The sequence below is a fragment of the Algibacter marinivivus genome (assembly GCF_003143755.1).
Classification (GTDB): domain Bacteria; phylum Bacteroidota; class Bacteroidia; order Flavobacteriales; family Flavobacteriaceae; genus Algibacter_B; species Algibacter_B marinivivus.
The window spans coordinates 1,493,796-1,515,724 of record NZ_QFRI01000001.1 but is presented as its reverse complement, the minus strand read 5'-3'; the positions used below and the strand labels follow the sequence as shown (position 1 = coordinate 1,515,724).

Genomic DNA, 21,929 nt, shown 5'->3' with positions numbered 1-21,929 from the left:
AGAATTAACACTAATTAAAAAGTGAATTTCATCTTTTAGCATCATTTTTGCGTATATATCTTTAGTGAATATGGTTTACCTCACTCAAATGAAAATCTAATACAGCTTACCAATGAAAAAAGCATTTAAAATTATTGGAATTACTTTACTTATAATCATCGCACTTTTAATAGCAATACCATTTGCTTTCCAAGGGCAAATTAAGGATATGGTAAAACGTTTTATCAATCAAAATTTAAATGCTCAAGTAGAGTTTAGCGATGTTTCTTTGAGTTTTATAAAAAGCTTTCCGCAAGCCCATGTAAATGTAAACGATTTGGTAATTACCAATTTTGAACCTTTTAAGGATGAAACTTTCGCAACAGCAAAGGATATTTCATTCACCATGGCTATTAATGAGTTATTCAAAAATGCAGATGAAGACCCGATTGTAGTTAACTCAATTAATTTGGATGAAGTGCTTTTAACGTTGAAAACCGATAAGTTTGGCAACAATAATTACGACATAACTAAAGAAGATAAAACTAACGCTTCCGCGGAAAACGAATCAGGTAGTTTCGCATTTAGTATTGAAGATTACAATATAAAAAACAGTGCATTAACGTATATAGATGAAGGTTCGGATATTTTAATTCACCTTACTGAATTCAATCATGAAGGCCACGGTACATTTTCAGCAGAAGCTTCAGAATTAGATACAAAAAGTAGAGCTAATGTTAGTATGACTCTTGATAGTACAAAGTATTTATCAAATAACCCTGTAAAACTTGATGCTCTTATTGGTTTAGATTTAAACAACAGCAAATACACATTCAAGGAAAACAAAGGTTTTATAAATGATTTACCATTAGAATTTCAAGGTTATGTACAACAACTTGAAAACGGACAAGACATTGATATATCTTTTGAAAATCCAGAATCTGATTTTAAAAATTTCTTAGCTGTTATACCTAAAGATTACTCAAAAAGTATTGAAAATGTTCAAACCACAGGAGATTTTAAAGTAAAAGGGTTGATAAAAGGATTGAGTTCTGACGAAACTATTCCTAATCTTGATATTAGTATTACTTCTAATAATGCATCATTTAAATATCCTGATTTACCAAAACGTGTAAGCAATATTTCTATAGACACACGTATAAAAAATGAAACTGGTAAAACTGATGATACTTATATTGATATTAAAACGCTAAACTTTAAAATTGATGATGATGTTTTTAAATCATCAGCTACTTTAAAAAATATAACCAAAAACATGTTGGTTAACGCCAATATTGATGGAGTTTTAAATTTAGCCAACATTACAAAAGCATATCCTGTAGATTTAGAAAATACGCTAACTGGTATTTTAAAAGGAAAGATAAATACGGCTTTTGATATGAATGCTATTGAAGCTAATGCTTATGAGCGCATTAAAAATAGTGGTTCAGCTAGTATTTCTGATTTTGTGTTTTCTTCAGAAGATATTGTGAATCCTATTCATATTTCTCAAGCTAATTTGACGTTTAATCCTGTTACAGTTTCTCTAAATAACTTTAAAGCAAAAACTGGTGACAGCGATTTAGACGCTACCGGAACTATAAATAATTTATTAGGATTTCTATTGAGTGACAATACCTTAAAAGGAAACTTTAACGTAAACTCAAACCTGTTTAAAGTGAGTGATTTTATGACTGAGGATGAAACTTCGGCAGAAAACAAAACGACTAGTGGTTCAGAATCTTTAAAAATCCCTGCGTTTTTAGATTGCTCTATTAATGCCAATGCAAAAACGGTAGTTTATGATAACTTGAATTTAAAAAACGTAACAGGAAAACTTTATATAAAAGACCAAAAAGCAACACTTCAAGATATGAAATCAAACATTTTTGATGGTGCTTTAACTATTTCTGGAGATGTGTCTACAAAAGACAAAACACCTGTTTTTAATTTGAATTTAGGCGCCAATGATTTTGATATTTCAAAGTCTTTTAAAGATCTAGAATTGCTTCAAAACTTAGCGCCTATTGCAAAATTATTACAAGGAAAGCTTAACACCAATATTAAACTTTCTGGAAGTTTAGATGAAGAATTTTCACCTGTAATGAATTCGGTTTCTGGTAATGCATTAGCAGAATTATTAACCACACAAATTAACACCAATGATGGCCTTTTAAGCAAACTAGAAAGCTCATTAAACTTCATAGATTTTTCTGAGTTGAATTTAAAAGACCTTAAAACAAAGCTAGAATTTGCAGATGGAAAAGTAGCTGTTAAACCTTATGATATTAGTTATAAAGATATTGATATTGAAGTTTCTGGGTCGCATGGTTTTGATAAAACCATAGATTACAATGCCGTTTTTAACGTACCTGCAAAATATTTAGGCAGCGAAGTTAACCAACTTATAGGTAAGATAAACGATGACGAAGTAAACAATATTACCGTACCCATTACTGCAAATATTACCGGTTTATTTACAAGCCCGAACGTAAAAACCGATTTAACTAGCGGTATTAAAAACTTGACGAATCAACTTATAGAAATCCAAAAGCAAAAGCTGCTTAACCAAGGCAAAGACAAGGTTAAAGACTTAATTGGAGATGTAATTGGCGATAATAAAACAAAAAGTGATTCTATTAAAAAAGAACAAAATAATACAGTTGAAAACGTGCTTAAAGACATCATTGGTAATAAAAAAACAACCGATTCAACCAAAACTAATTCTACAGAAGAAACGGTTAAAAATGTATTAGGCGGACTTTTAGGGAATAAAAAGAAGAAACAAGACACTATAAATTAGGATTTTTTGATAAAAAACCTCAACTTTGCATCCCTTTTTAGGAAAATATTGAAAACGAAATAATAAAGTATATATGTTAAAGATTATAGTTAAAGATGGTGAAAACATCGAGAGAGCTTTAAAACGCTACAAAAGAAAGCATAGAAACATTAAAGTAATGCAAAATTTAAGAGACGGTCAGTTTTTTACTAAGCCTTCTGTTAAAAGACGTCGTGAAGTACAGAAAGCTGCTTACATCCAAAATTTAAGAGACCAAGAGGATATATAAATCTTTAATTACCTTATAAATTGAATCCCATTTACTTTTTGTGAATGGGATTTTTTTTTGTAAGCTTTTACAATGCTTTACTACAAAAGCATTATGATTTTAGTATATCTTTTTATTGGAGTTATAGCATCTATTTTAAGTGCTTTACCTTTAGGTGCTTCAAATATTGCAGTAATTAACACCACATTAAAACAAAATGCTAAACAAGCTTTCAAGATTGCTATTACCGCTGGTATTGCAGAAGTGATACTATCTTATTATGCTTTAGATTGCAATCAAGTAATTCAAAAATTTTTTAATGATAATTTATGGGTGCAACTACTAATTGTGGGTATTCTCTTTTTAGTTGGTTCTTATTTATTTTTTAAAAAACAATCTGAACCAAAACCAAAAACAAGAAAGCTAACTCAATCAAAATATGCTACTGGTTTTTTACTTGGTATTGTAAACCCTCCTGTTTTAATTTATTGGGTAATTGCTTTTGGAGTATTGCATAATAATGATATTATGTTATCCTTAAAATCTTCAGCTTCTGTGTTGTTTTTATTTTTCTTAGGAGTATATTTAGGAAAAGTGTTAACGCTCTATTTTTATAGTAAACTAAGTGCTGTTATAAAAAATAAAGTAAAGGATATATCTTTAATAGTTAATAAAGTAACTGGCGTTTTGTTAATTGTTATTGGTTTTGCTCAAGCCGCAAAACTTTACATCGTTTAGCTTACTGAAATATTCACAACCAAACCTTCATTAGCACGAACATTAAAAACAGTTTCATCTTCAAAAATTAAATACTGCCCTTTTACACCAACCAATTTACCGATGTAAGACTGCTCTTTTTTAATGTTTAAACTTTTCGGTTTTTCTGGGTACTTATTTACAGGGAATTCCAAATTGGTTTCCGTGTTATTTTCAATAAAATATTCTAATGCCTCATCTGGAATATATGATTTTAATTTCTCTCGCCACTCTACAAGGTTTTCATCCTCAATATCATTTTTTAGCATTTTTCTCCAGTTGGTTTTATCTGCCACATAATCTTTTAAAGCAACTTCTGTAATTCCTGCTAAATATCTATTTGGAACTTCAACAATTTCAATAGCTTCGTGTGCACCTTGGTCTATCCAACGCGTTGGCACTTGGCTTTTTCTTGTTACTCCTACTTTTACATTACTAGAATTAGCCAAATACACGATATGCGGTTGGAGTTGCGCGCGCTTCTCATATTCTAAATCACGATCTTCTTTACCTAAGTGTGCTGTACTCAGTTCTGGACGCATAATCCAGTCTCCTGCTCGGGCAGTTTCATAAAAACACTGTTTATCAAAACCTTGCCTGTATATGGGTTTATCTAATCCACAATTTAAACACTGGTATTTAATAAATTGCATCGTAATCTGTTTACCAATCAATTGATTTATGTTTAAAAAATCATTTTCAAAAACTAAGTAATATTGAATTGGGCTTGCTAGCTCCGTTTCCATTTTCCTTAAAACACCTTGGTAGGTCATAAAAAAAAGTATTATTTTTAGAATCTTAAAGATAGAATAAATATGGCAATTCCCTTAGTAAATTCTATTGCATCTTGGTTTTTAAAAAAGCGATTTCATCAAATTGAATTGTTTTTAAAATACCCAAATGAGGTGCAAAATGAACTACTTTTAAGTTTGATAGATTTTGCTAAACATACTGAAGTTGGTAAGCAATTTGATTTTGCTTCAATTAAAGATTATAAAACATTTGCTGAACGTGTTCCTATTAAAAATTACGAAGGTTGGCAAGATACCATTGAACGTTCCAGAAGAGGTGAAAACAATATTTTTTGGCCAACACCAATTAGATGGTTTGCCAAATCAAGTGGCACAACAAGCGCAAAAAGTAAATTCATTCCAGTAAGCGAAGAATCATTAGAAGACTGCCACTATGCGGCAAGTAAAGATTTGTTATGCATGTATTTGAATAATAATGAAGATTCTCAGCTATTTACAGGCAAAAGTTTACGCCTTGGCGGAAGTAAAGAATTATACAAAGAAAACGGGACTATTTTTGGAGATTTATCAGCTATCCTAATTGACAACATGCCTTTTTGGGCAGAATTCAGTAGTACACCAAGTAGTAAAGTGTCCTTAATGAGTGATTGGGAGCATAAAATGCAAGCCATTGTTGATGAAACAATTAATGAAAATGTTACAAGTTTAGCTGGTGTACCATCATGGATGCTTGTATTACTTAATAATGTTCTAGAAACTACAGGAAAAGAAAATTTACATGATGTTTGGCCAAATTTAGAAGCCTATTTTCATGGCGGGGTTAGTTTTACACCTTATGTAGATCAGTACAAAAAAATCTTGCCTAAATCCAATTTTAGATATTACGAAACATATAATGCATCTGAAGGTTTTTTTGCTATTCAAGATCAAAACAACTCTTCTGAATTATTGTTAATGCTAGATTATGGGATTTTCTATGAGTTTATACCCATGGATGTTTATGCAACTTCAAATGAAGCTGCAATTCCTTTAAGTGAAGTTGAACTCAATAAAAACTATGCTGTTATCATTACTACCAATGCCGGTTTATGGCGTTATAAAATTGGAGATACTGTTAGATTTACTTCATTGAATCCGTATCGTATTAAAATTTCAGGTAGGACAAGGCATCATATTAATGTATTTGGGGAAGAATTAATTATTGAAAATGCAGAACATGCATTAAAAAAAGTTTGTAAACGTACCAAAGCCGAAATAGTAGACTTTACTGCAGCCCCTGTTTTTATGAAGGGTAAAGAAAAAGGAGCGCATGAATGGCTAATAGAATTTAAAACACCTCCTAAAGACATCAACTATTTTAATGAACTGTTTGACAATGCTTTAAAATCATTAAACTCTGATTATGAAGCCAAACGCTATAATAATATTACTCTAAACAAACCCAAGGTCAATATAGCGCGTGAACATCTTTTTCATGACTGGTTAAAACAAAATAACAAATTGGGGGGGCAACATAAAGTACCGCGTCTATCTAACACACGTGATTACTTAGATGACTTACTTAAATTAAATACTTAATTATTTTTGTCAGAATACTCTCTAAAACAGAGAGTTAACGATTTTTAAAGTTATTTGGTCTAAGAAATTCAAAAGAAAACAACTTACACACTACTTTTACTGGTAATTAATCCTAAACCAAAAAAGATGAAAGCAAAACTATGTTTTCTAGTGTTCCTTATTAGCAATATTATAATAGCTCAAGGGCCTTCAAATTTAATAGCATCAAATAACCTTTCTTATAGCACAAGTCCAAATTCTGTTTTAAAAACAAATAAAACTGTTGATATTAGTGCTAATGGTTTTGATTTTGAACTTTTAGATGCTGGTGTAAATACATTTTATTCTGAAATTGGCTCAGGCTTTTTTAAGGATAAGCTTATCATGGTATCTTCTAAGAAATTAGGAGGTTTTGCTAAAATTGACCCTAATACAAATGAAGCATACAAAGAGTTATTCTGTTTAGATATAGATAGAAATGGTGCGTTAAGCTCTCCTTTATTATTTAGTAGAATATTAAACACTAATTCTAGTGAAGATCAATTAGCATTTTCTCCAGATGAAAAAACAGTTTACTATACAAGAAGCAGTAAAGAAAACTCTTTAGAATTCAAACTTTATAAAGCTGTACTAGAAGAAGATTCACATGGTAATTGGATAAATAATGAGTTGCTAAGTATTAATAAAAATAATGTTTCTATTGAAACACCATTTGTAAATCATGCTGGTACTAAATTATATTTCTCTGCAAATTATTCTGATGCCGTTGGTGGTTTTGATTTATATGTTTCTGACATTAAAGCTGATGGTACTGTAGGAATACCAAAAAATTTAGGAAAAGCTATTAATTCAGCTTTTGACGAAAAATACCCAGCACTTTCTTTAGATGACAAATATTTTTACTTTGCTTCTAAAGGACATCAAAATATGGGTGGTTATGATCTTTTTACTAGTAAAGTATCTAACTCTGGATTCAAAGCTGTAAGAAATATGGGTAATACCATTAATACCGTTTATGATGAAATTGGTTATTTTTTAGCAGCTAAGAATAAAGGTTATGTCTCTTCTAACAGACCAAATGGAAAAGGTGGATACGATATATATACAGCAACAAATGACGAAATTAGTCAAGTTATAGAAGGTCAAATCTTAGATAAAGAAACTAAAATAAAATTACCAAACGCAGTAGTTATTTTGAAGGATGAAGATGGTGTTGAAATAGCTAGAACACTAACTGATGAACATGCAACGTACAGTTTAGATGTTGTTCCGTTTGAAACTTATACAATTGCAACTTCTAAAGATGGATTTAAAGATGCTTCAGTAGAATTCTTTGCTAATAGTGGAAGTGAAACCACTTATAAAAAAGATATTGAGCTTCTTACAACTGCACCTGTGATTACTAAAGTTGAAGATGAAATGCGCATTGTTTTAGAAAATATTTATTTCGACTTTAATAAGTGGAGTGTTAAAGAAGAATCGACAATCTCTTTAAACAAAGTGATTAAAGTTTTAAAAGAACACCCAGAGATGAAACTTGCCATTAATGCGCACACAGATAATAAAGGTAGAGATTCTTATAACTTAAACTTATCAGATAAACGTGCTGCATCAGCGGTTAAGTATATTATAAAAAATGGTATCTCTAAAGATAGATTAGTATCAAAAGGTTTTGGTGAATCTAAACCATTGGTTGATTGTAAGAACAATTGTTCTGATGATGACTTACAAGCAAATAGACGTGTAGAATTTGTAATTGTAGATTAAAGTAAATTACATCGATTAAGTGTAACGAAATCGATGAGCTACAAAACAAAAAGTTTTTAAACGAGTATTTCGTCTTATAGTCTAAAACACAATAAAGAGATTTTGCTTAACTAGTAATAAGGTATACTTTTATCAAAGTTCTGAAAGAAGAACAATAGTTTTAAATAGTATATCCATTATTAATTAATATCCATATAAATAAAAAACCACGCTAAATAGCGTGGTTTTTTTATGCCTTAAAATTAGCTGCTACAATGTCTATCAAATTAAAAAAAGTATTCTTTTTGGTTTATATTTGAAGTAATTATTTTTTTATGAAACGAATACTCATAGTATTTATATTTTTCTACTCGACTTTTACAAATAGTCAAACTATTCCAAAATCTTTTGAAGATCTAACAACGTGGCAAACGTTTAAATATGACATGGGTAGTGTTTTTAAAGGTATTGGACATTCCTATAGTAGACCTCTGCATTGGAAAGGAAAGCAATGGCTTAACTTTGCAGGAGTTGCTGCGGGTACAACATTACTAACTTTTGTAGATGATGAATTTGATGATTGGACTGATGGTATTAGAGGGAAAGTACCAACCAGTATTCTAGACTTTGGACACAGACACACAAGACCAGAAGGCAACTACGGACTTACTGGAGCTGTATATTTTACTGGCTTATTTATTAAAGATGAAAGGCTTCGTAGAACTGGAGTTTTAATGATGGCTTCTACTATTACTGGCGGATTATTGCAACAACTAACCGTTCGTTTTATTGGTAGAGCAAGACCACTAACTGGAGAATCTGCAGATAGTTTTGACCCTTTTTTATTTAAAGAGGTTAAACGTTATGATTCTTTTTTCTCAGGCCATACCATTTTATCGTTTACTAATGCTTATGCTATTGCAAAACAGTTTAAGAATCCTTGGATAAAAGCTGGAATTTATACTGTTGGTATGATTCCAGGTTTTACAAGAATTGTAATTAGAAAGCATTGGCTTTCTGATGTTGCATTTGGAACATTAATGAGTATTTTAATTGTAGAGTCTATTGATAAATATTTGGATTATAGATACAGTCAAAAATATAATAACGACAGCAAAAAAGTAAGCTGGGATTTAAATTTTGCTCCAGGGCAAATTGGGCTTACTCTTAGCTTTTAATTAAAATATTCTTATTGTTTTAATCTGATTTGAATTGGTAAAGTTGACTTAGTGTATTACTTGACTTTGTCAGAAAAAAATGATAACTTAGTTTAACTCTTGATAAAAAACATTGAAACGATTTTTTATCAGAGAATCATTTGTGCGTCATTTAAACAAACCCTATGGAAGAAAAGAAAATTGGATTTAGATTATCGAAAGTTAATTGGATTTTATCTTTAATCTTAATCGGAATTTCAGCATTAATTTTTTTAAAAAGAGATGGAATAAACGGATTTAGTCTTGGCTATCTTTTTGGCTCAATAGTGACATCAGCGATAATAATTTTGTTTCTTGCTTTTATAGTTTGGCTAATCAAAGGAAAGAAACCATATGCTGGAACTTACACATTTAACATAGTTCTGGTTCTTATGTGTTTTGGAATGATAAAAGAGATTGGAATCCAAAGCCAGGAACAAACTGATAGTATTGATGCTATGACAAAATCTGTTTCTGAATACAAAGAAAAAATAAATAACGAAGAAGACGGAATTTCTGCTTATCAAGAACATATTTCTAATGTAGATGACGGAATATCCAAAATGATTAGAAATAGTACTGGAAATGAACAAGAGGTATATAAAAATCTTCAAAAATTTACTTCTATTAACAGTTCTGTTATGATAGATTGGCAAAAATCCTTTGATTCAGTTGCTCAACCAAGGATTTTGGATTATTCAGTCTTAAACAATCAAGCAGAGTTTGAATATCAAATTGGAGTCTTAAAACATTATAAGAAACAATCCGAATTATACAAAAGCCATTTTGAGAAAAGGAAATTATTACTTGCAGACTTAAATAAAAATATTCCAAAAGGCAATCTAACACTCAAAGGAGTTATGTCAGGAATAAATAGTAAAGATTCAATCCAAAAACCAATCTTTAAACCGTTTATTAAGTCGCATATTGATTACAGTAATCATTTGACAGAGATAGTTGAATTTCTTAAAATGAACAATGGAAAATGGGAATATAAAAATGAAGAATTAATATTTACAACAGTAGAACTTGAAGAGTATTATTCAATTTTAATCAATAAAATTGCAGAAGACGAAAATCAGATTAATGAATGGACTGACAAACTGATTGAAGTAATGTAAAAAAACGAACGCACAACAACGTTAAACGAACCTTTCCAAAAAATAAAACACCTTCCAATTTTAAAAACAAGTTAGCAAACACATGCGTTAGGGATTGAAACGACATCCTTTTAAATAGAAAAAACTGCCCAAAAGCAGTTTTTTCTATTTAAAAGATATAGTGTAAAGCCCGACCTAGGTCCTGAACTAAATTCAGGATATAGGTAACGCCACAATTATTAAAATTTTATGAAACCGCTTTAAGTTTCTTTAAAGTAGTTTTGGTTAACTTTTCTTCTGCGTAAGCCTTTGTTACATTCAGTTTTTTATCATTGCTACTTGGAAGCTCGAACATGGCATCGGTTAAAATTTCTTCGCAAAGAGAACGTAATCCTCTAGCTCCTAGTTTGTACTCGATGGCTTTATTTACAATAAAACCTAACGCTCCATCTGTAATGGTAAAATCTATTTCATCCATTTCAAACAATTTTCGATATTGTTTGATAATGGCATTTTTAGGTTCTGTTAAAATAGCTCTTAATGTATCTGCATCTAACGGATCCATATATGTCAAGACAGGTAAACGCCCAATAATTTCTGGGATTAGACCAAAATCTTTTAAATCCTTTGGTATAATATACTGCAGCAAATGATCTTGATCTACAACCTCATCTGACATAGATGCACTATATCCAACGGCTTGCATATTTAAACGCTTAGAAATAACACGCTCTATACCATCAAAAGCACCACCTGCTATGAATAAAATATTCTCTGTATTAACTTCTATAAATTTTTGGTCTGGATGTTTACGCCCTCCTTTTGGTGGCACATTAACAACAGTACCTTCAAGAAGTTTTAATAAGGCTTGTTGCACACCTTCACCAGAAACATCACGCGTTATAGATGGGTTATCACTCTTACGAGCAATTTTATCAATTTCATCAATAAAAACGATTCCTTTTTCTGCTTTTTCAAGATTATAATCTGCAGCTTGTAACAAGCGCGTTAGAATACTTTCTACATCTTCACCTACATAACCAGCTTCAGTTAGAACGGTTGCATCAACAATTGCTAAAGGTACATTTAACATTCTAGCAATGGTTTTAGCCATTAATGTTTTACCAGTTCCTGTTTGACCAACCATGATGATATTACTCTTTTGAATATCAATATCATCTTTAGAAGGTGGTTGTAATAATCTCTTATAATGATTGTACACAGCAACAGACATAACTTTTTTAGTTGCACCTTGCCCTATAATGTATTCATCAAGAAAAGCTTTTATTTGTTGGGGTTTACGAAGTTTCAACTCCGCAGATAAATCACTGCTATCACTTTGCTTAGATTCTTCTAACACAATACCATGTGCTTGCTCTATACACCTGTCGCAGATGTGAGCATCTAAGCCTGCTATCAATAAGTTTGTTTCAGGTTTTTTACGACCACAAAACGAACATTCAAGTTCTTCTTTTGCCATTAATCTTATTTATTTTGGGAGTTGAGTTATTATAAATCCCTCTATAACAATTCTTTAAAATTACAAATAATTTATTTGCGAGCCAAAATCTCGTCAATCATACCGTATTCTTTAGCTTTATCAGCCTTCATCCAGTAGTCTCTATCACTATCTTCGTATACTTTGTCGTAATCCTGTCCTGAATGCTTACTAATAATCTTGTAAAGCTCTTCTTTTAGGATTAAAATTTCTCTTGCAGTAATCTCAATATCACTAGCTTGTCCTTGAGCACCTCCTAATGGTTGGTGAATCATAACACGAGAATGAGTTAATCCACTACGTTTACCTTTCTCTCCTGCACACAATAGTACAGCACCCATTGATGCTGCCATACCTGTACAAATTGTAGCTACATCTGGTTTGATAAATTGCATAGTATCATAAATACCTAAACCTGCATAAACACTACCTCCTGGTGAATTGATATAGATTTGAATATCTTTATTAGCATCTGTACTCTCCAAAAATAAAAGTTGTGCTTGAACAATATTAGCTACTTGATCATTGATTCCTGTTCCTAGAAAAATGATTCTATCCATCATTAAACGAGAAAACACATCAAAAACTGCAATATTCATTTGACGCTCCTCTATTATATTTGGCGTTAGATTGGTAGGGTACATGCTACTAATTATTTTGTTGTAGTAAGTACTGCTTATTCCTTGATCTTTAATCGCGAATTTTTCAAATTCTTTTGCGTAATCCATAATCTTTTATTGTCTTTCTTTTTATTAAACTCCTGACTTACATAAAGATGAGTTTAAAAATGTATATGTTAAGGTATTTTTTGAATAAAAAAAGCGCTTAAATCTGATTGATTTAAGCGCTTAAAGATAAACAATTATTCTTTATTTATTTATCACCGTAAACTTCTTTAACAAACTTTTCGTAACTCAATTCTTTAACCTTAAGATTTGCTTTTTCTTTATAAACTTCTAACAGTTTTTGGCTAATTAATTGCTCAGAAATTCTACGAGCTTCATCTTGATTTGATAATACTCTAGCGGCAATATCGTCAAGTTCTTTATCTGAAGGATTCATTTGACCAAATTGAGCCATTTGACCTTTTATCATCTCTCTTGCATGGTTTTTAATATCGTCCATAGTTACTTGAACGTTATTCTCTTCAATTAATTTACCTTCAATTAATTGGTAACGTAAGCTTTTTTCAGATTTTTCATATTCTTCTTTAGCTTGCGCCTCATCCATTTCTTTTTCACCAGCAGTTTGCATCCACTTAGTTAAAAATTCAGCAGGTAAATCAAACTTTGTGTTCTCTACTAAATATTCAGTAACGTCATTAAGTAGTTTTTGATCTGCTTGTTGAACAAATTGCTTTTCAGCATCTTCTTTTATTTTTGCTTTTAATTCAGTTACAGATGTTACTGCTTTTGGGCCAAAAAGTTTATCAAATAGATCTTGGTCTAAATCTGCCAATTCACGTTTGTTGATTTCTGAAATGGTGAAATTTACTTCAATATCTAAACCATGAACATCATCATGACCTAATTTTAAGGCATGCATTAAATCATGCTCATCATCAAAAAGACCTTTAGTTTTTAGTGTAATTACATCTCCAGCTTTAGCACCAATAAATTGTTTTGCAGTTGCTTTTCCTTTAAACTTATCTAGAGTTAACGTTACTGTGTTGTCAATTTCTTTTTCTTCGTTGGTATATGCTCCTGTAATTTCGCTGTCTTTTTCAACAGTATCTTGAGATACTAATTTCCCATATTGTTTTTGAATACGCTCAATTTGCTCATCAATCATTTTATCATCAGCTACAATATTGTACTGCGTGATAGCTTTTTTACTTTTTAACTGAACATCAAATTCTGGTGCAAGACCTAGTTCAAATTCAAAAGAAAATTTATCTGCATTCCAATCAATCTCATCTTGAGTTTTTGGTAATGGTTGTCCAAGAACATCAAGCTTTTCTTCAGTTAGATATTTGTTTAAAGCGTCTTGTAAAAGTTTATTCACTTCATCAACTAATACCGCTTTTCCGTATTGTTTTTTAACCATTCCCATTGGCACATGCCCTTTTCTAAAACCAGGAATGTTTGCTGTTTTTCTGTAATCAGTTAAGATTTTTTCAACTTTATCGCTATAGTCTTCTTTAGCGATATCTACTTTTACTACAGCATTTAATGCATCAACGTTTTCTCTTGTAATATTCATTTTAATGATATAAAGCCTTAAATCAGGCATTTAACAATAAAGGTTTCTTTAAAAAACCTTAAATTTTTGTAACCAAAATCGGGATGCAAAAATAATATATTTTTACATCCTGACAAAGTTTTTAATTACTTGATTTACAATAGCCGATTATCTATTTTTTATCGGTTTTTAAGAACGACTGTAAAAGTGATTGCAGTATAGATAGCAGGATGCTAAATAAGATTGCCCACCAAATATTATCCACTGAAAAACCATCAATAAATTTATCAGCTAGCATAATTATTAATCCATTAATTACTAATAAAAACAAACCTAAAGTAAGAATGGTTACTGGTAAGGTAAAAATAACTAAAAGTGGTTTCACAAAAAGATTTAAAACAGATAATACCAATGCTACAATTATTGCAGATACATAATCATCCACATCTACACCTGTTAGAATATTTGCTAATGCAAAAACTGCTACGGCATTTAATAATAGTCTTAAAATTAAGTTCATAGTTTTATATTTTGATTATGAATTTACAAAAGAAATAGCAGCTTCAAAAAAATCTTTCGGATTTTCAGCATGCAACCAATGTCCAGCATTAGAAATAGTAACAATTTCAGCCTTTGGAAAATGATTTTTAATTATGACTTCATCTCCAACACCAATATATTCTGAACGATCTCCTCTTAAAAACAATGTCTCTTTTTCAAATGCTACATAACTTGGTAAAGCCTCACCAACTTCAGCAACTTCATCTTTTAAAACCTCTAAATTTATTCGCAAACCTAGCTGCCCTTTTTCAACCCAGTATAAATTTTTAAGCAAAAACATACGTGTTCCAACATCAGACACATAATTACTTAATATTTTATCTGCTTCACCTCTAGACTTTATGGTGTCAAAATCTAATTCGCTCAATCCATTTAAAATGTCATCATGATGAATTGGATAAAACCGTGGTGAAATATCTGCTACTAGCAATTTTGAAACCAATTCTGGATATTCCGTAGCAAATAACATCGCAGTTTTTCCACCCATAGAATGCCCCAGTAAAACGATATCAGACAAACTATGTTCGTCACAATAAAGCTTTAAATCTTCTGCCAACACTTCATAATTAAAAGCAGCATCATGAAAACTTCGTCCATGATTACGTTGATCTACTAAATGAACCTGAAACCCATATTCACTAAATTGACTACCAAGTGTTTTCCAATTATCACTCATTCCTAAAAAGCCATGAAGAATCACAAATGGTTTTCCTTCACCTAAAATATTTGAATGTAATATCATTATTTCAGTCTGTGTAAATACATTTGTACAACATTTTCAACGCCCATATATAAGCTTTCAGCTACCAATGCGTGTCCAATAGATACCTCCAGTAACTCTGGAATATTATCTTTAAAATACTTAATATTATCTAAAGATAAATCGTGTCCTGCATTTATGCCTAAACCTAAACTATTTGCTAATTCAGCACTTTTTGTATACGGTTTAACAGCATCTTTATTTCCCAAACTGTACTGATGTGCAAATGCTTCAGTGTATAATTCAATCCTATCTGTCCCCGTTTCTTTTGCGCCTTCAATTTGCTCTAAAACGGGATCAACGAATATAGACGTTCTAATATCATTGTTTTGAAATTCCTTTATAACATCAACCAAAAAATCTTTGTTTTTAATAGTATCCCAACCGGCATTACTTGTTATAGCATCAACAGCATCAGGAACTAAAGTAACTTGCGTAGGTTTTACTTCTAAAACTAAGTTTACAAATGATTCTATTGGGTTTCCTTCTATATTAAATTCAGTGTAGACTTCAGATTTTAAATCTCTTGCATCTTGATAACGAATATGCCTTTCATCTGGTCTGGGATGAATTGTTACACCTTCAGCACCAAAACGTTGTACGTCTTTAGCAAATTCAACCACATTAGGTACATCTCCGCCTCTTGAATTTCTTAACGTTGCAATCTTATTAATATTAACACTTAACTTTGTCATACAATCGATTTTAAAAAGACAAAAATACAAAGTAGAACAGGCATTGGTACTATTTTTTTGATTAATTTGCAGTTCTATAGATTTGAACAAATGAATCGAACTTAACTATAAATTAAATTTGAATTTATAAAAATTAATAAACGAACAACATTTGACAGAACTAATAAAATAGAACCTACAAATGAAACTTTCAGAACTTATAATAAACGACATAAAACCCTTAGATACCAAGAATAAAATAAGTGATTTACAACACCTTTTTAATCAACTTACATTTTCTCATATTCCTGTTAAAAATGAACAAGGTGACTATTTAGGGTGTTTTTCTGAAACCGATGCGCATTGTTTTGATAGTGATAACCCTTTAAGTGAATATCTATATTCATTAGAAGATTTTTTTGTTAGAAACAAAACCGTTTGGTTAGACATATTAGAAGCTTTTGCTGTTAATTCTACCAACATTATGCCCGTTTTAAATGAAGAAAACAGGTATTTAGGCTATTATGAATTAAACGATGTTATTAGTTTATTTAGCGAATCTCCATTTTTTTCAGAACCAGGTGGTATTCTAGTTGTTGAAAAAGGTATAAATGATTATACATTTAGCGAGATAAGTCAGATTGTAGAATCCAATGACGGAAAACTTTTAGGAGCATTTGTATCTAGAATGAATACCGATTTAGTTCAAGTAACTTTAAAAATTGGCAATACGGGACTAAACGAAATCATCCAAACGTTCCGCAGATACAGTTACAACATCGTATCTGGGCATGAAGAAGATAGTTATATTGAAAGCTTAAAAGATCGATCAGATTATTTAAAAAAATACTTAAACATGTAACGCATGAAAGTTGCCATTTTTGGAAGATATTATAATACAACAACACCAAAATCAGTTGAAACACTTTTCAAATATCTTGAAAATCAGGATATTGAAGCCTATATTGAAACTGAATTTCATAAACTGATAGATCAAGAATCTCACAACATAAAAGACTATCACAACTATAAAACCTTCACAGAGTTAGATAGTAGTTTTGATTTTCTAGTTAGTATAGGTGGTGATGGTACCATTCTAAGAGCCACTATGTTTGTAAAAGATTTAGGCATCCCAATCATTGGCATCAATACAGGCAGACTAGGTTTTCTAGCCACAATTCAAGTAAATGCTATCGAAAAAGCTGTTCAAGATATTATAGACGGAAAATATAGAATATCAGAACGTAGCATTTTAACTGTAGAAACATCTTCAAAAAATAAAGATATAGAATCAATGAATTTCGCGTTAAACGAAATTACTGTGAGCCGAAAAAACACCACAGCAATGATTACTATAGATACCTACCTAAACGATGAATTTCTAAATTCGTACTGGAGCGATGGACTAATCGTTTCTACACCTACAGGCTCTACAGGTTATTCATTAAGTTGTGGTGGACCTGTAATTACACCTGGAGCAAATAGTTTTGTACTAACACCAATCGCACCACATAATCTAAGTGCACGTCCACTTGTGATTCCTGATAACACAGAGATTCAACTTAGTGTAAACGGACGAGAAAAACAACACCTTATATCACTTGATTCCAGAATTGCTACCTTAGATAATGGTACAATCATTAAAATCAAAAAAGCCAATTTCAAAATTAAAATGATTGATCTTCTAAACGAAAGTTTTTTAGACACCCTCAGAAAAAAGTTGCTCTGGGGAGAAGACAAGCGTAATAAATAATTTTTGGGCGTTACCACAAGGGTCGGGCTTTTATTCATGCATTTTTATTTTAAATTTTTGAATTCATGAACATAAATGTTTCGCTACAAGTCCTCGCACCACTCCCGATAGCTATCGGGATTGGGCTGTGGGCTTTCCACTGCAATCCCTAACGCGAGCAAATATGCAAAACCTTATCATAAACAAAGCATTAATGTATGTTTTGTAAGCTCAAACCAACAATATTTCGAAAGAATTTCTGTTTTACACTAATACAATTCAGCTCAAACTACTTTTGAGAAATCTTATTTATTATATTTGCAAACTTTTGAATATTTATGAGGCATTTAACCATATTGATATTAAGCATTTTAAGCTTTCAATTAAGCACTGCTCAAATTAACGAAATAGGCGTTTATTTAGGTGGTAGTAATTTTATTGGAGATGTTGGTGCTACAGATTATATTTCACCAAATCAATTAGCCATTGGTGGCCTTTATAGATGGAACAGAAGTAAAAGACATTCTTACAGAGCATCACTAATATTTAGTGAACTAGAAGGTATTGATGCTAATTCAGACGATCCAAGACGCATACAAAGAGGCTACGAGTTTTCTAGTAAAATAACAGAGTTTTCGTTGGGTATGGAATTTACGTTTCTTGATTTTAATTTACATACAGGCGAAAAATTAGGAACACCTTACTTACATACAGGTATAACAGTGGCTTATCACGATAATCATTATTTTGCCAACGACGTACAAACGCCAGAAAACACATCAAGTTGGGCTTACGGTATACCTATGACGTTAGGTTTTAAAACTAATTTCATGGAAAACTTTATCTTAGGCTTCGAAATAGGTGCACGATATACGTTTTCAGATGAGTTAGATGGAAGTGTCCCAGAAAGAGAATCACTGCAACCACTACGTTTTGGAAATATAAACAATAATGATTGGTATGTGTTTTCGGGCATTACATTAACATATACCTTTGGAGAAAACCCGTGCTATTGCGTTGAATAAAATGGATTTAAAAAATAGTATTCTTACGGATAGATTACCAAAACACATTGCCATTATCATGGATGGTAATGGGCGTTGGGCAAAACAAAAAGGGATGCTACGTGCTTTTGGACATGAGAATGGCACTAAATCTGTACGACAAACTGTTGAGGCTTGTGCTGAATTAGGTATAGAAAATTTAACACTCTATGCATTTTCAACTGAAAATTGGAACAGACCTAAACTAGAAGTACAAACATTAATGAAACTTTTAGTTTCTTCATTAAAAAAAGAAATAAAAACACTTCAAGATAACAACATAAAATTAGCTGCAATTGGGTCTTTAAATACATTACCAAAAAAAGTTTACAAAGAGCTTTTTGAGGTCATAGAAAGCACAAAGAACAATTCAAGAATGACTTTAACCCTTGCACTAAGCTATGGTTCAAGAGAGGAAATCATAAACACTGTTAAAGAAATTAGTATTAAAGTTAAAAATAATATAATTTCGCCCGAAAATATTGAAGAATCAATTATAAATGAGCATCTTTACACGCAAAATTTACCAGATGTAGATTTGCTTATTAGAACCAGTGGGGAACAACGGATAAGCAATTTTTTACTATGGCAAATTGCTTATGCCGAATTATACTTTACAAGTGTTTTATGGCCTGATTTTACCAAGCAACATTTGTATGAAGCTATTATTGAATATCAAAAAAGAGAACGACGATTTGGGAAAACAAGTGAACAACTTAGTTAAAAATACATCTACATCTACATTTTTAAAATATTGCCTAACCATATTGTTTTTTGTTGGTTGCCTAAATATTAATGCTCAAAATTCAGATTTTAGTAAAGGCAAAAAATACACTTTAGCAGAAATATCAGTTGCTGGTAATACTGCATTTAGCGAGCAAACTATCATTACCTATTCTGGATTAAGAAAAGGAAAAGAAATAACAATACCTGGTGAAGATATTGGTAATGCTATTAAAAAACTCTGGAACTCAAAATTGTTTAGTGATATTGAAGTTTATGTTACCAAAATAGAAGGTAATGTGGCGCATTTACAAATAAAACTAGCTGACTTACCTCAACTTAACGAGCTTAAAATTAACGGTGTAAAGAAAGGGAAGAAAGAAGGAATAATTAATGATAATAAATTAAAGAAAGGTACTAAGGTTACTGAAAACTTAATAACTACTACCAAAAACTTTCTTACTAAAAAATATAAGAAACAAGGCTTTTTAAATACCAAAGTACATATTAATACTATTGAAGTACAAGATTCTATAGATGCTGCAAGGGTTAATATGGTTCTTAATATAGATAAAGGCGAAAAAGTAAAAATTAAAGACATAACCTTCGAGGGAAATACTGTTCTGAGTGATAAAAAGCTTAGAAAAAGTATGAAAGGCACCAAGAAAATAAACCGTATTAGAATACTTAAACGTTCTAAATTCATAGATTCTGCTTACCAAGCAGATTTAGGACATGTTGTAGATGCATATAAAGAAAATGGTTATAGAGATGCCCGAATACTATCAGACAGCGTAATTTATAATGATGATAAAACCATCTCATTAATTATAGGTGTAAATGAAGGAGAACCATATACTTTTGGAGATATAAAATTTATTGGTAATACAGTTTATACTAATGATCAATTAAGTAGACTTTTACGTATTAGAAAAGGAGATACATATAATGGTATTTTATTGCAAAAACGTATTGCTGATGACACTAAACCTGATGCTGTTGATATTACAAACCAATATCAAAACAATGGCTATTTATTTTCAAGTATTAACCCAGTAGAAGTTAGTGCTGATAATAACATAATTGATATTGAAGTTAGAATATCTGAAGGAAAACCTGCTTATTTCAACACCGTATCTGTAGTTGGAAATGATAAAACAAACGATCACGTTATTTACAGAGAGCTTCGTACTAGACCAGGACAACTCTATAGTAAAGCAAACGTAGTACGTACTGTTAGAGAACTTGGTCAATTAGGTTTCTTTGATGCTCAAGAAATATCGCCTAACTTTAATAATCCAAATCCTGTTGAAGGAACTATTGACATGGAGTATTCAGTTAAAGAAACTGGATCAAGTCAAATTGAACTTCAAGGTGGTTATGGTGGTGGTGGATTCATTGGTACACTAGGTTTGTCTTTTAATAACTTCTCTATTAAAAATATATTTAATAAAGAAGCATATAAGCCTATTCCAATGGGTGATGGTCAAAAACTTTCATTACGCTTACAAGCTAGTCGTTTTTTCCAAACATATAGCTTTTCGTTCTCTGAGCCTTGGCTAGGAGGAAAACGTCCAGTACAATTTTCAACATCTTTATCACACACAAAACAGTTTTTATTTAACCCTCTTACTCGTAATGCTGATAAAAGTAGAAGTTTCAATATTACTGGAATTACGTTTGGTTTAGCAAAACGATTATCTGTTCCTGATGATTATTTTACCTTATCTCAGGCTATAAGTTACCAACGTTATGATTTAAACAATTACAATACGGGCTTATTTAATTTTGGTGATGGATTCTCAAATAATTTATCATACACATTTGGTTTAAGTAGAAATAATACAAGTGTAGATCCAATCTTCCCTACTGGAGGTTCTAATTTCGGAATTACAGCTAAGTTTTCTTTTCCATATTCATTAGTAAATGGTGTTGACTACAAACCTTTAAAAGAAATTAGCGACAGAATCAATGCTATTCCAAGACAGTTGAGGACACAAGAAGAAAGTGAAGAATTAGCAAATGCTGACCAACAAAGATTTAGTTGGTTAGAATTTTATAAGGTAAAATTTTCTGGAGAGTGGTATACCGAAATTACAAAAAACTTGGTTTTAAGACCTAAAATTGAATTTGGTTTCTTAGGCGCATATAATAATGCTAGAGGTGTTATCCCTTTTGAACGTTTTTATTTGGGTGGTGATGGTTTAGGTAATTTCTCTTTAGATGGTAGAGAAGTTATTCAATTACGTGGTTATCCTAATCAATCACTTACACACTTAGACGAAACTACTGGTAGAGCCTCACAAGATGGTTCAAGTATTTACAATAAATTTTCTTTAGAACTTCGTTATCCAATCACTTTAAAAGCTTCAGCAAAAATTTATGCTTTAGGTTTTATTGAAGGTGGTTCATCTTATGAAAGTTTTAGAGATTTTAATCCATTCAATATTAATCGTTCTGCAGGTTTAGGTATTCGTATTTTTATGCCTGCCTTTGGTTTATTAGGTATTGATTTTGGTCATGGTTTTGATCCTTTACCAGGAGAAACTGTTAAACATGGTTGGGAAACACACTTCATAATTGGACAACAGTTTTAGATAAAAAAAATACTTTGGCACGAT

19 protein-coding genes are annotated in these 21,929 nt (G+C 31.2%); 12 read left to right on the top strand and 7 right to left on the bottom strand.

The window, feature by feature from the left end:
* Positions 1–112: 112 nt before the first annotated feature.
* From DIS18_RS06890 to DIS18_RS06880, 3 genes are all read left to right on the top strand, one after another.
* A complete protein-coding gene (locus DIS18_RS06890; RefSeq protein WP_109352259.1) occupies positions 113–2,782 on the top strand; it encodes an AsmA-like C-terminal region-containing protein in 2,670 nt (889 codons plus the stop codon).
* Positions 2,783–2,855: 73 nt separating this feature from the next.
* Positions 2,856–3,050, top strand: coding sequence for a 30S ribosomal protein S21 (gene rpsU, locus DIS18_RS06885; RefSeq protein ID WP_019387676.1), 195 nt, complete (start codon positions 2,856–2,858; stop codon positions 3,048–3,050).
* Positions 3,051–3,143: 93 nt separating this feature from the next.
* Positions 3,144–3,767 carry a LysE family transporter gene (locus DIS18_RS06880; protein ID WP_181363994.1) on the top strand — a complete coding sequence of 208 codons (624 nt, stop codon included), beginning with the start codon at positions 3,144–3,146 and terminating at the stop codon, positions 3,765–3,767.
* Here the strand turns inward: DIS18_RS06880 and DIS18_RS06875 are convergent.
* Positions 3,764–4,558: a DUF2797 domain-containing protein gene (locus DIS18_RS06875; RefSeq protein ID WP_109352257.1), complete on the bottom strand. Its 795-nt coding sequence runs from the start codon at positions 4,556–4,558 to the stop codon at positions 3,764–3,766. The two genes, DIS18_RS06880 and DIS18_RS06875, sit on opposite strands and share 4 nt — an antisense overlap.
* 42 nt (positions 4,559–4,600) lie before the next feature.
* On the opposite strand from DIS18_RS06875, the gene DIS18_RS06870 reads away from it, so the two are divergent.
* The 4 genes from DIS18_RS06870 (at position 4,601) to DIS18_RS06855 (ending at position 10,157) form a co-directional block, all read left to right on the top strand.
* Positions 4,601–6,115, top strand: a complete 1,515-nt coding sequence (locus DIS18_RS06870; protein WP_109352256.1) for a GH3 auxin-responsive promoter family protein — start codon at positions 4,601–4,603, stop codon at positions 6,113–6,115.
* A gap of 126 nt (positions 6,116–6,241) precedes the next feature.
* Positions 6,242–7,861 (top strand): OmpA family protein, encoded by a 1,620-nt coding sequence (locus tag DIS18_RS06865; RefSeq protein ID WP_109352255.1) that lies wholly within the window; start codon positions 6,242–6,244, stop codon positions 7,859–7,861.
* 314 nt (positions 7,862–8,175) lie between these two features.
* Positions 8,176–9,018: a phosphatase PAP2 family protein gene (locus tag DIS18_RS06860; RefSeq protein ID WP_109352254.1), complete on the top strand. Its 843-nt coding sequence runs from the start codon at positions 8,176–8,178 to the stop codon at positions 9,016–9,018.
* A gap of 164 nt (positions 9,019–9,182) precedes the next feature.
* On the top strand, positions 9,183–10,157 hold the full coding sequence (locus DIS18_RS06855) for a stage II sporulation protein M (RefSeq protein WP_109352253.1): 975 nt from the start codon (positions 9,183–9,185) through the stop codon (positions 10,155–10,157).
* Between the two features lie 226 nt (positions 10,158–10,383).
* Here DIS18_RS06855 and clpX read toward each other — a convergent pair whose 3' ends face one another.
* The 6 genes from clpX to DIS18_RS06825 form a co-directional block, all read right to left on the bottom strand.
* A complete protein-coding gene (clpX, locus tag DIS18_RS06850) occupies positions 10,384–11,616 on the bottom strand; it encodes an ATP-dependent Clp protease ATP-binding subunit ClpX (RefSeq protein WP_109352252.1) in 1,233 nt (410 codons plus the stop codon).
* A 71-nt stretch (positions 11,617–11,687) separates the two neighbouring features.
* Positions 11,688–12,362 (bottom strand): ATP-dependent Clp endopeptidase proteolytic subunit ClpP, encoded by a 675-nt coding sequence (gene clpP / locus DIS18_RS06845; protein ID WP_109352251.1) that lies wholly within the window; start codon positions 12,360–12,362, stop codon positions 11,688–11,690.
* 145 nt (positions 12,363–12,507) lie between these two features.
* On the bottom strand, positions 12,508–13,836 hold the full coding sequence (gene tig / locus DIS18_RS06840) for a trigger factor (RefSeq protein ID WP_109352615.1): 1,329 nt from the start codon (positions 13,834–13,836) through the stop codon (positions 12,508–12,510).
* A 151-nt stretch (positions 13,837–13,987) separates the two neighbouring features.
* Positions 13,988–14,335, bottom strand: coding sequence for a phage holin family protein (locus tag DIS18_RS06835; RefSeq protein ID WP_109352250.1), 348 nt, complete (start codon positions 14,333–14,335; stop codon positions 13,988–13,990).
* 15 nt (positions 14,336–14,350) lie between these two features.
* A complete protein-coding gene (locus tag DIS18_RS06830) occupies positions 14,351–15,118 on the bottom strand; it encodes an alpha/beta fold hydrolase (RefSeq protein WP_109352249.1) in 768 nt (255 codons plus the stop codon).
* On the bottom strand, positions 15,118–15,831 hold the full coding sequence (locus DIS18_RS06825; protein ID WP_109352248.1) for a pyridoxine 5'-phosphate synthase: 714 nt from the start codon (positions 15,829–15,831) through the stop codon (positions 15,118–15,120). Before DIS18_RS06825 ends, DIS18_RS06830 begins: the two co-directional genes overlap by 1 nt.
* Positions 15,832–16,012: 181 nt before the next feature.
* Between DIS18_RS06825 and DIS18_RS06820 the strand changes: the two genes are divergently transcribed.
* The 5 genes from DIS18_RS06820 (at position 16,013) to DIS18_RS06800 (ending at position 21,905) form a co-directional block, all read left to right on the top strand.
* Positions 16,013–16,672 carry a CBS domain-containing protein gene (locus DIS18_RS06820; RefSeq protein WP_109352247.1) on the top strand — a complete coding sequence of 220 codons (660 nt, stop codon included), beginning with the start codon at positions 16,013–16,015 and terminating at the stop codon, positions 16,670–16,672.
* 3 nt (positions 16,673–16,675) lie between these two features.
* Positions 16,676–17,563 (top strand): NAD kinase, encoded by an 888-nt coding sequence (locus tag DIS18_RS06815; protein ID WP_109352246.1) that lies wholly within the window; start codon positions 16,676–16,678, stop codon positions 17,561–17,563.
* A gap of 317 nt (positions 17,564–17,880) precedes the next feature.
* A complete protein-coding gene (gene porG / locus DIS18_RS06810) occupies positions 17,881–18,567 on the top strand; it encodes a type IX secretion system protein PorG (protein WP_109352245.1) in 687 nt (228 codons plus the stop codon).
* Position 18,568: 1 nt separating this feature from the next.
* Complete coding sequence (locus DIS18_RS06805; protein ID WP_109352244.1) at positions 18,569–19,309, top strand: undecaprenyl pyrophosphate synthase; 741 nt, start codon at positions 18,569–18,571, stop codon at positions 19,307–19,309.
* Positions 19,242–21,905: a BamA/OMP85 family outer membrane protein gene (locus DIS18_RS06800; protein WP_109352243.1), complete on the top strand. Its 2,664-nt coding sequence runs from the start codon at positions 19,242–19,244 to the stop codon at positions 21,903–21,905. The genes DIS18_RS06805 and DIS18_RS06800 overlap by 68 nt, the downstream gene beginning before the upstream one ends.
* The last annotated feature ends 24 nt before the right edge of the window (positions 21,906–21,929 follow it).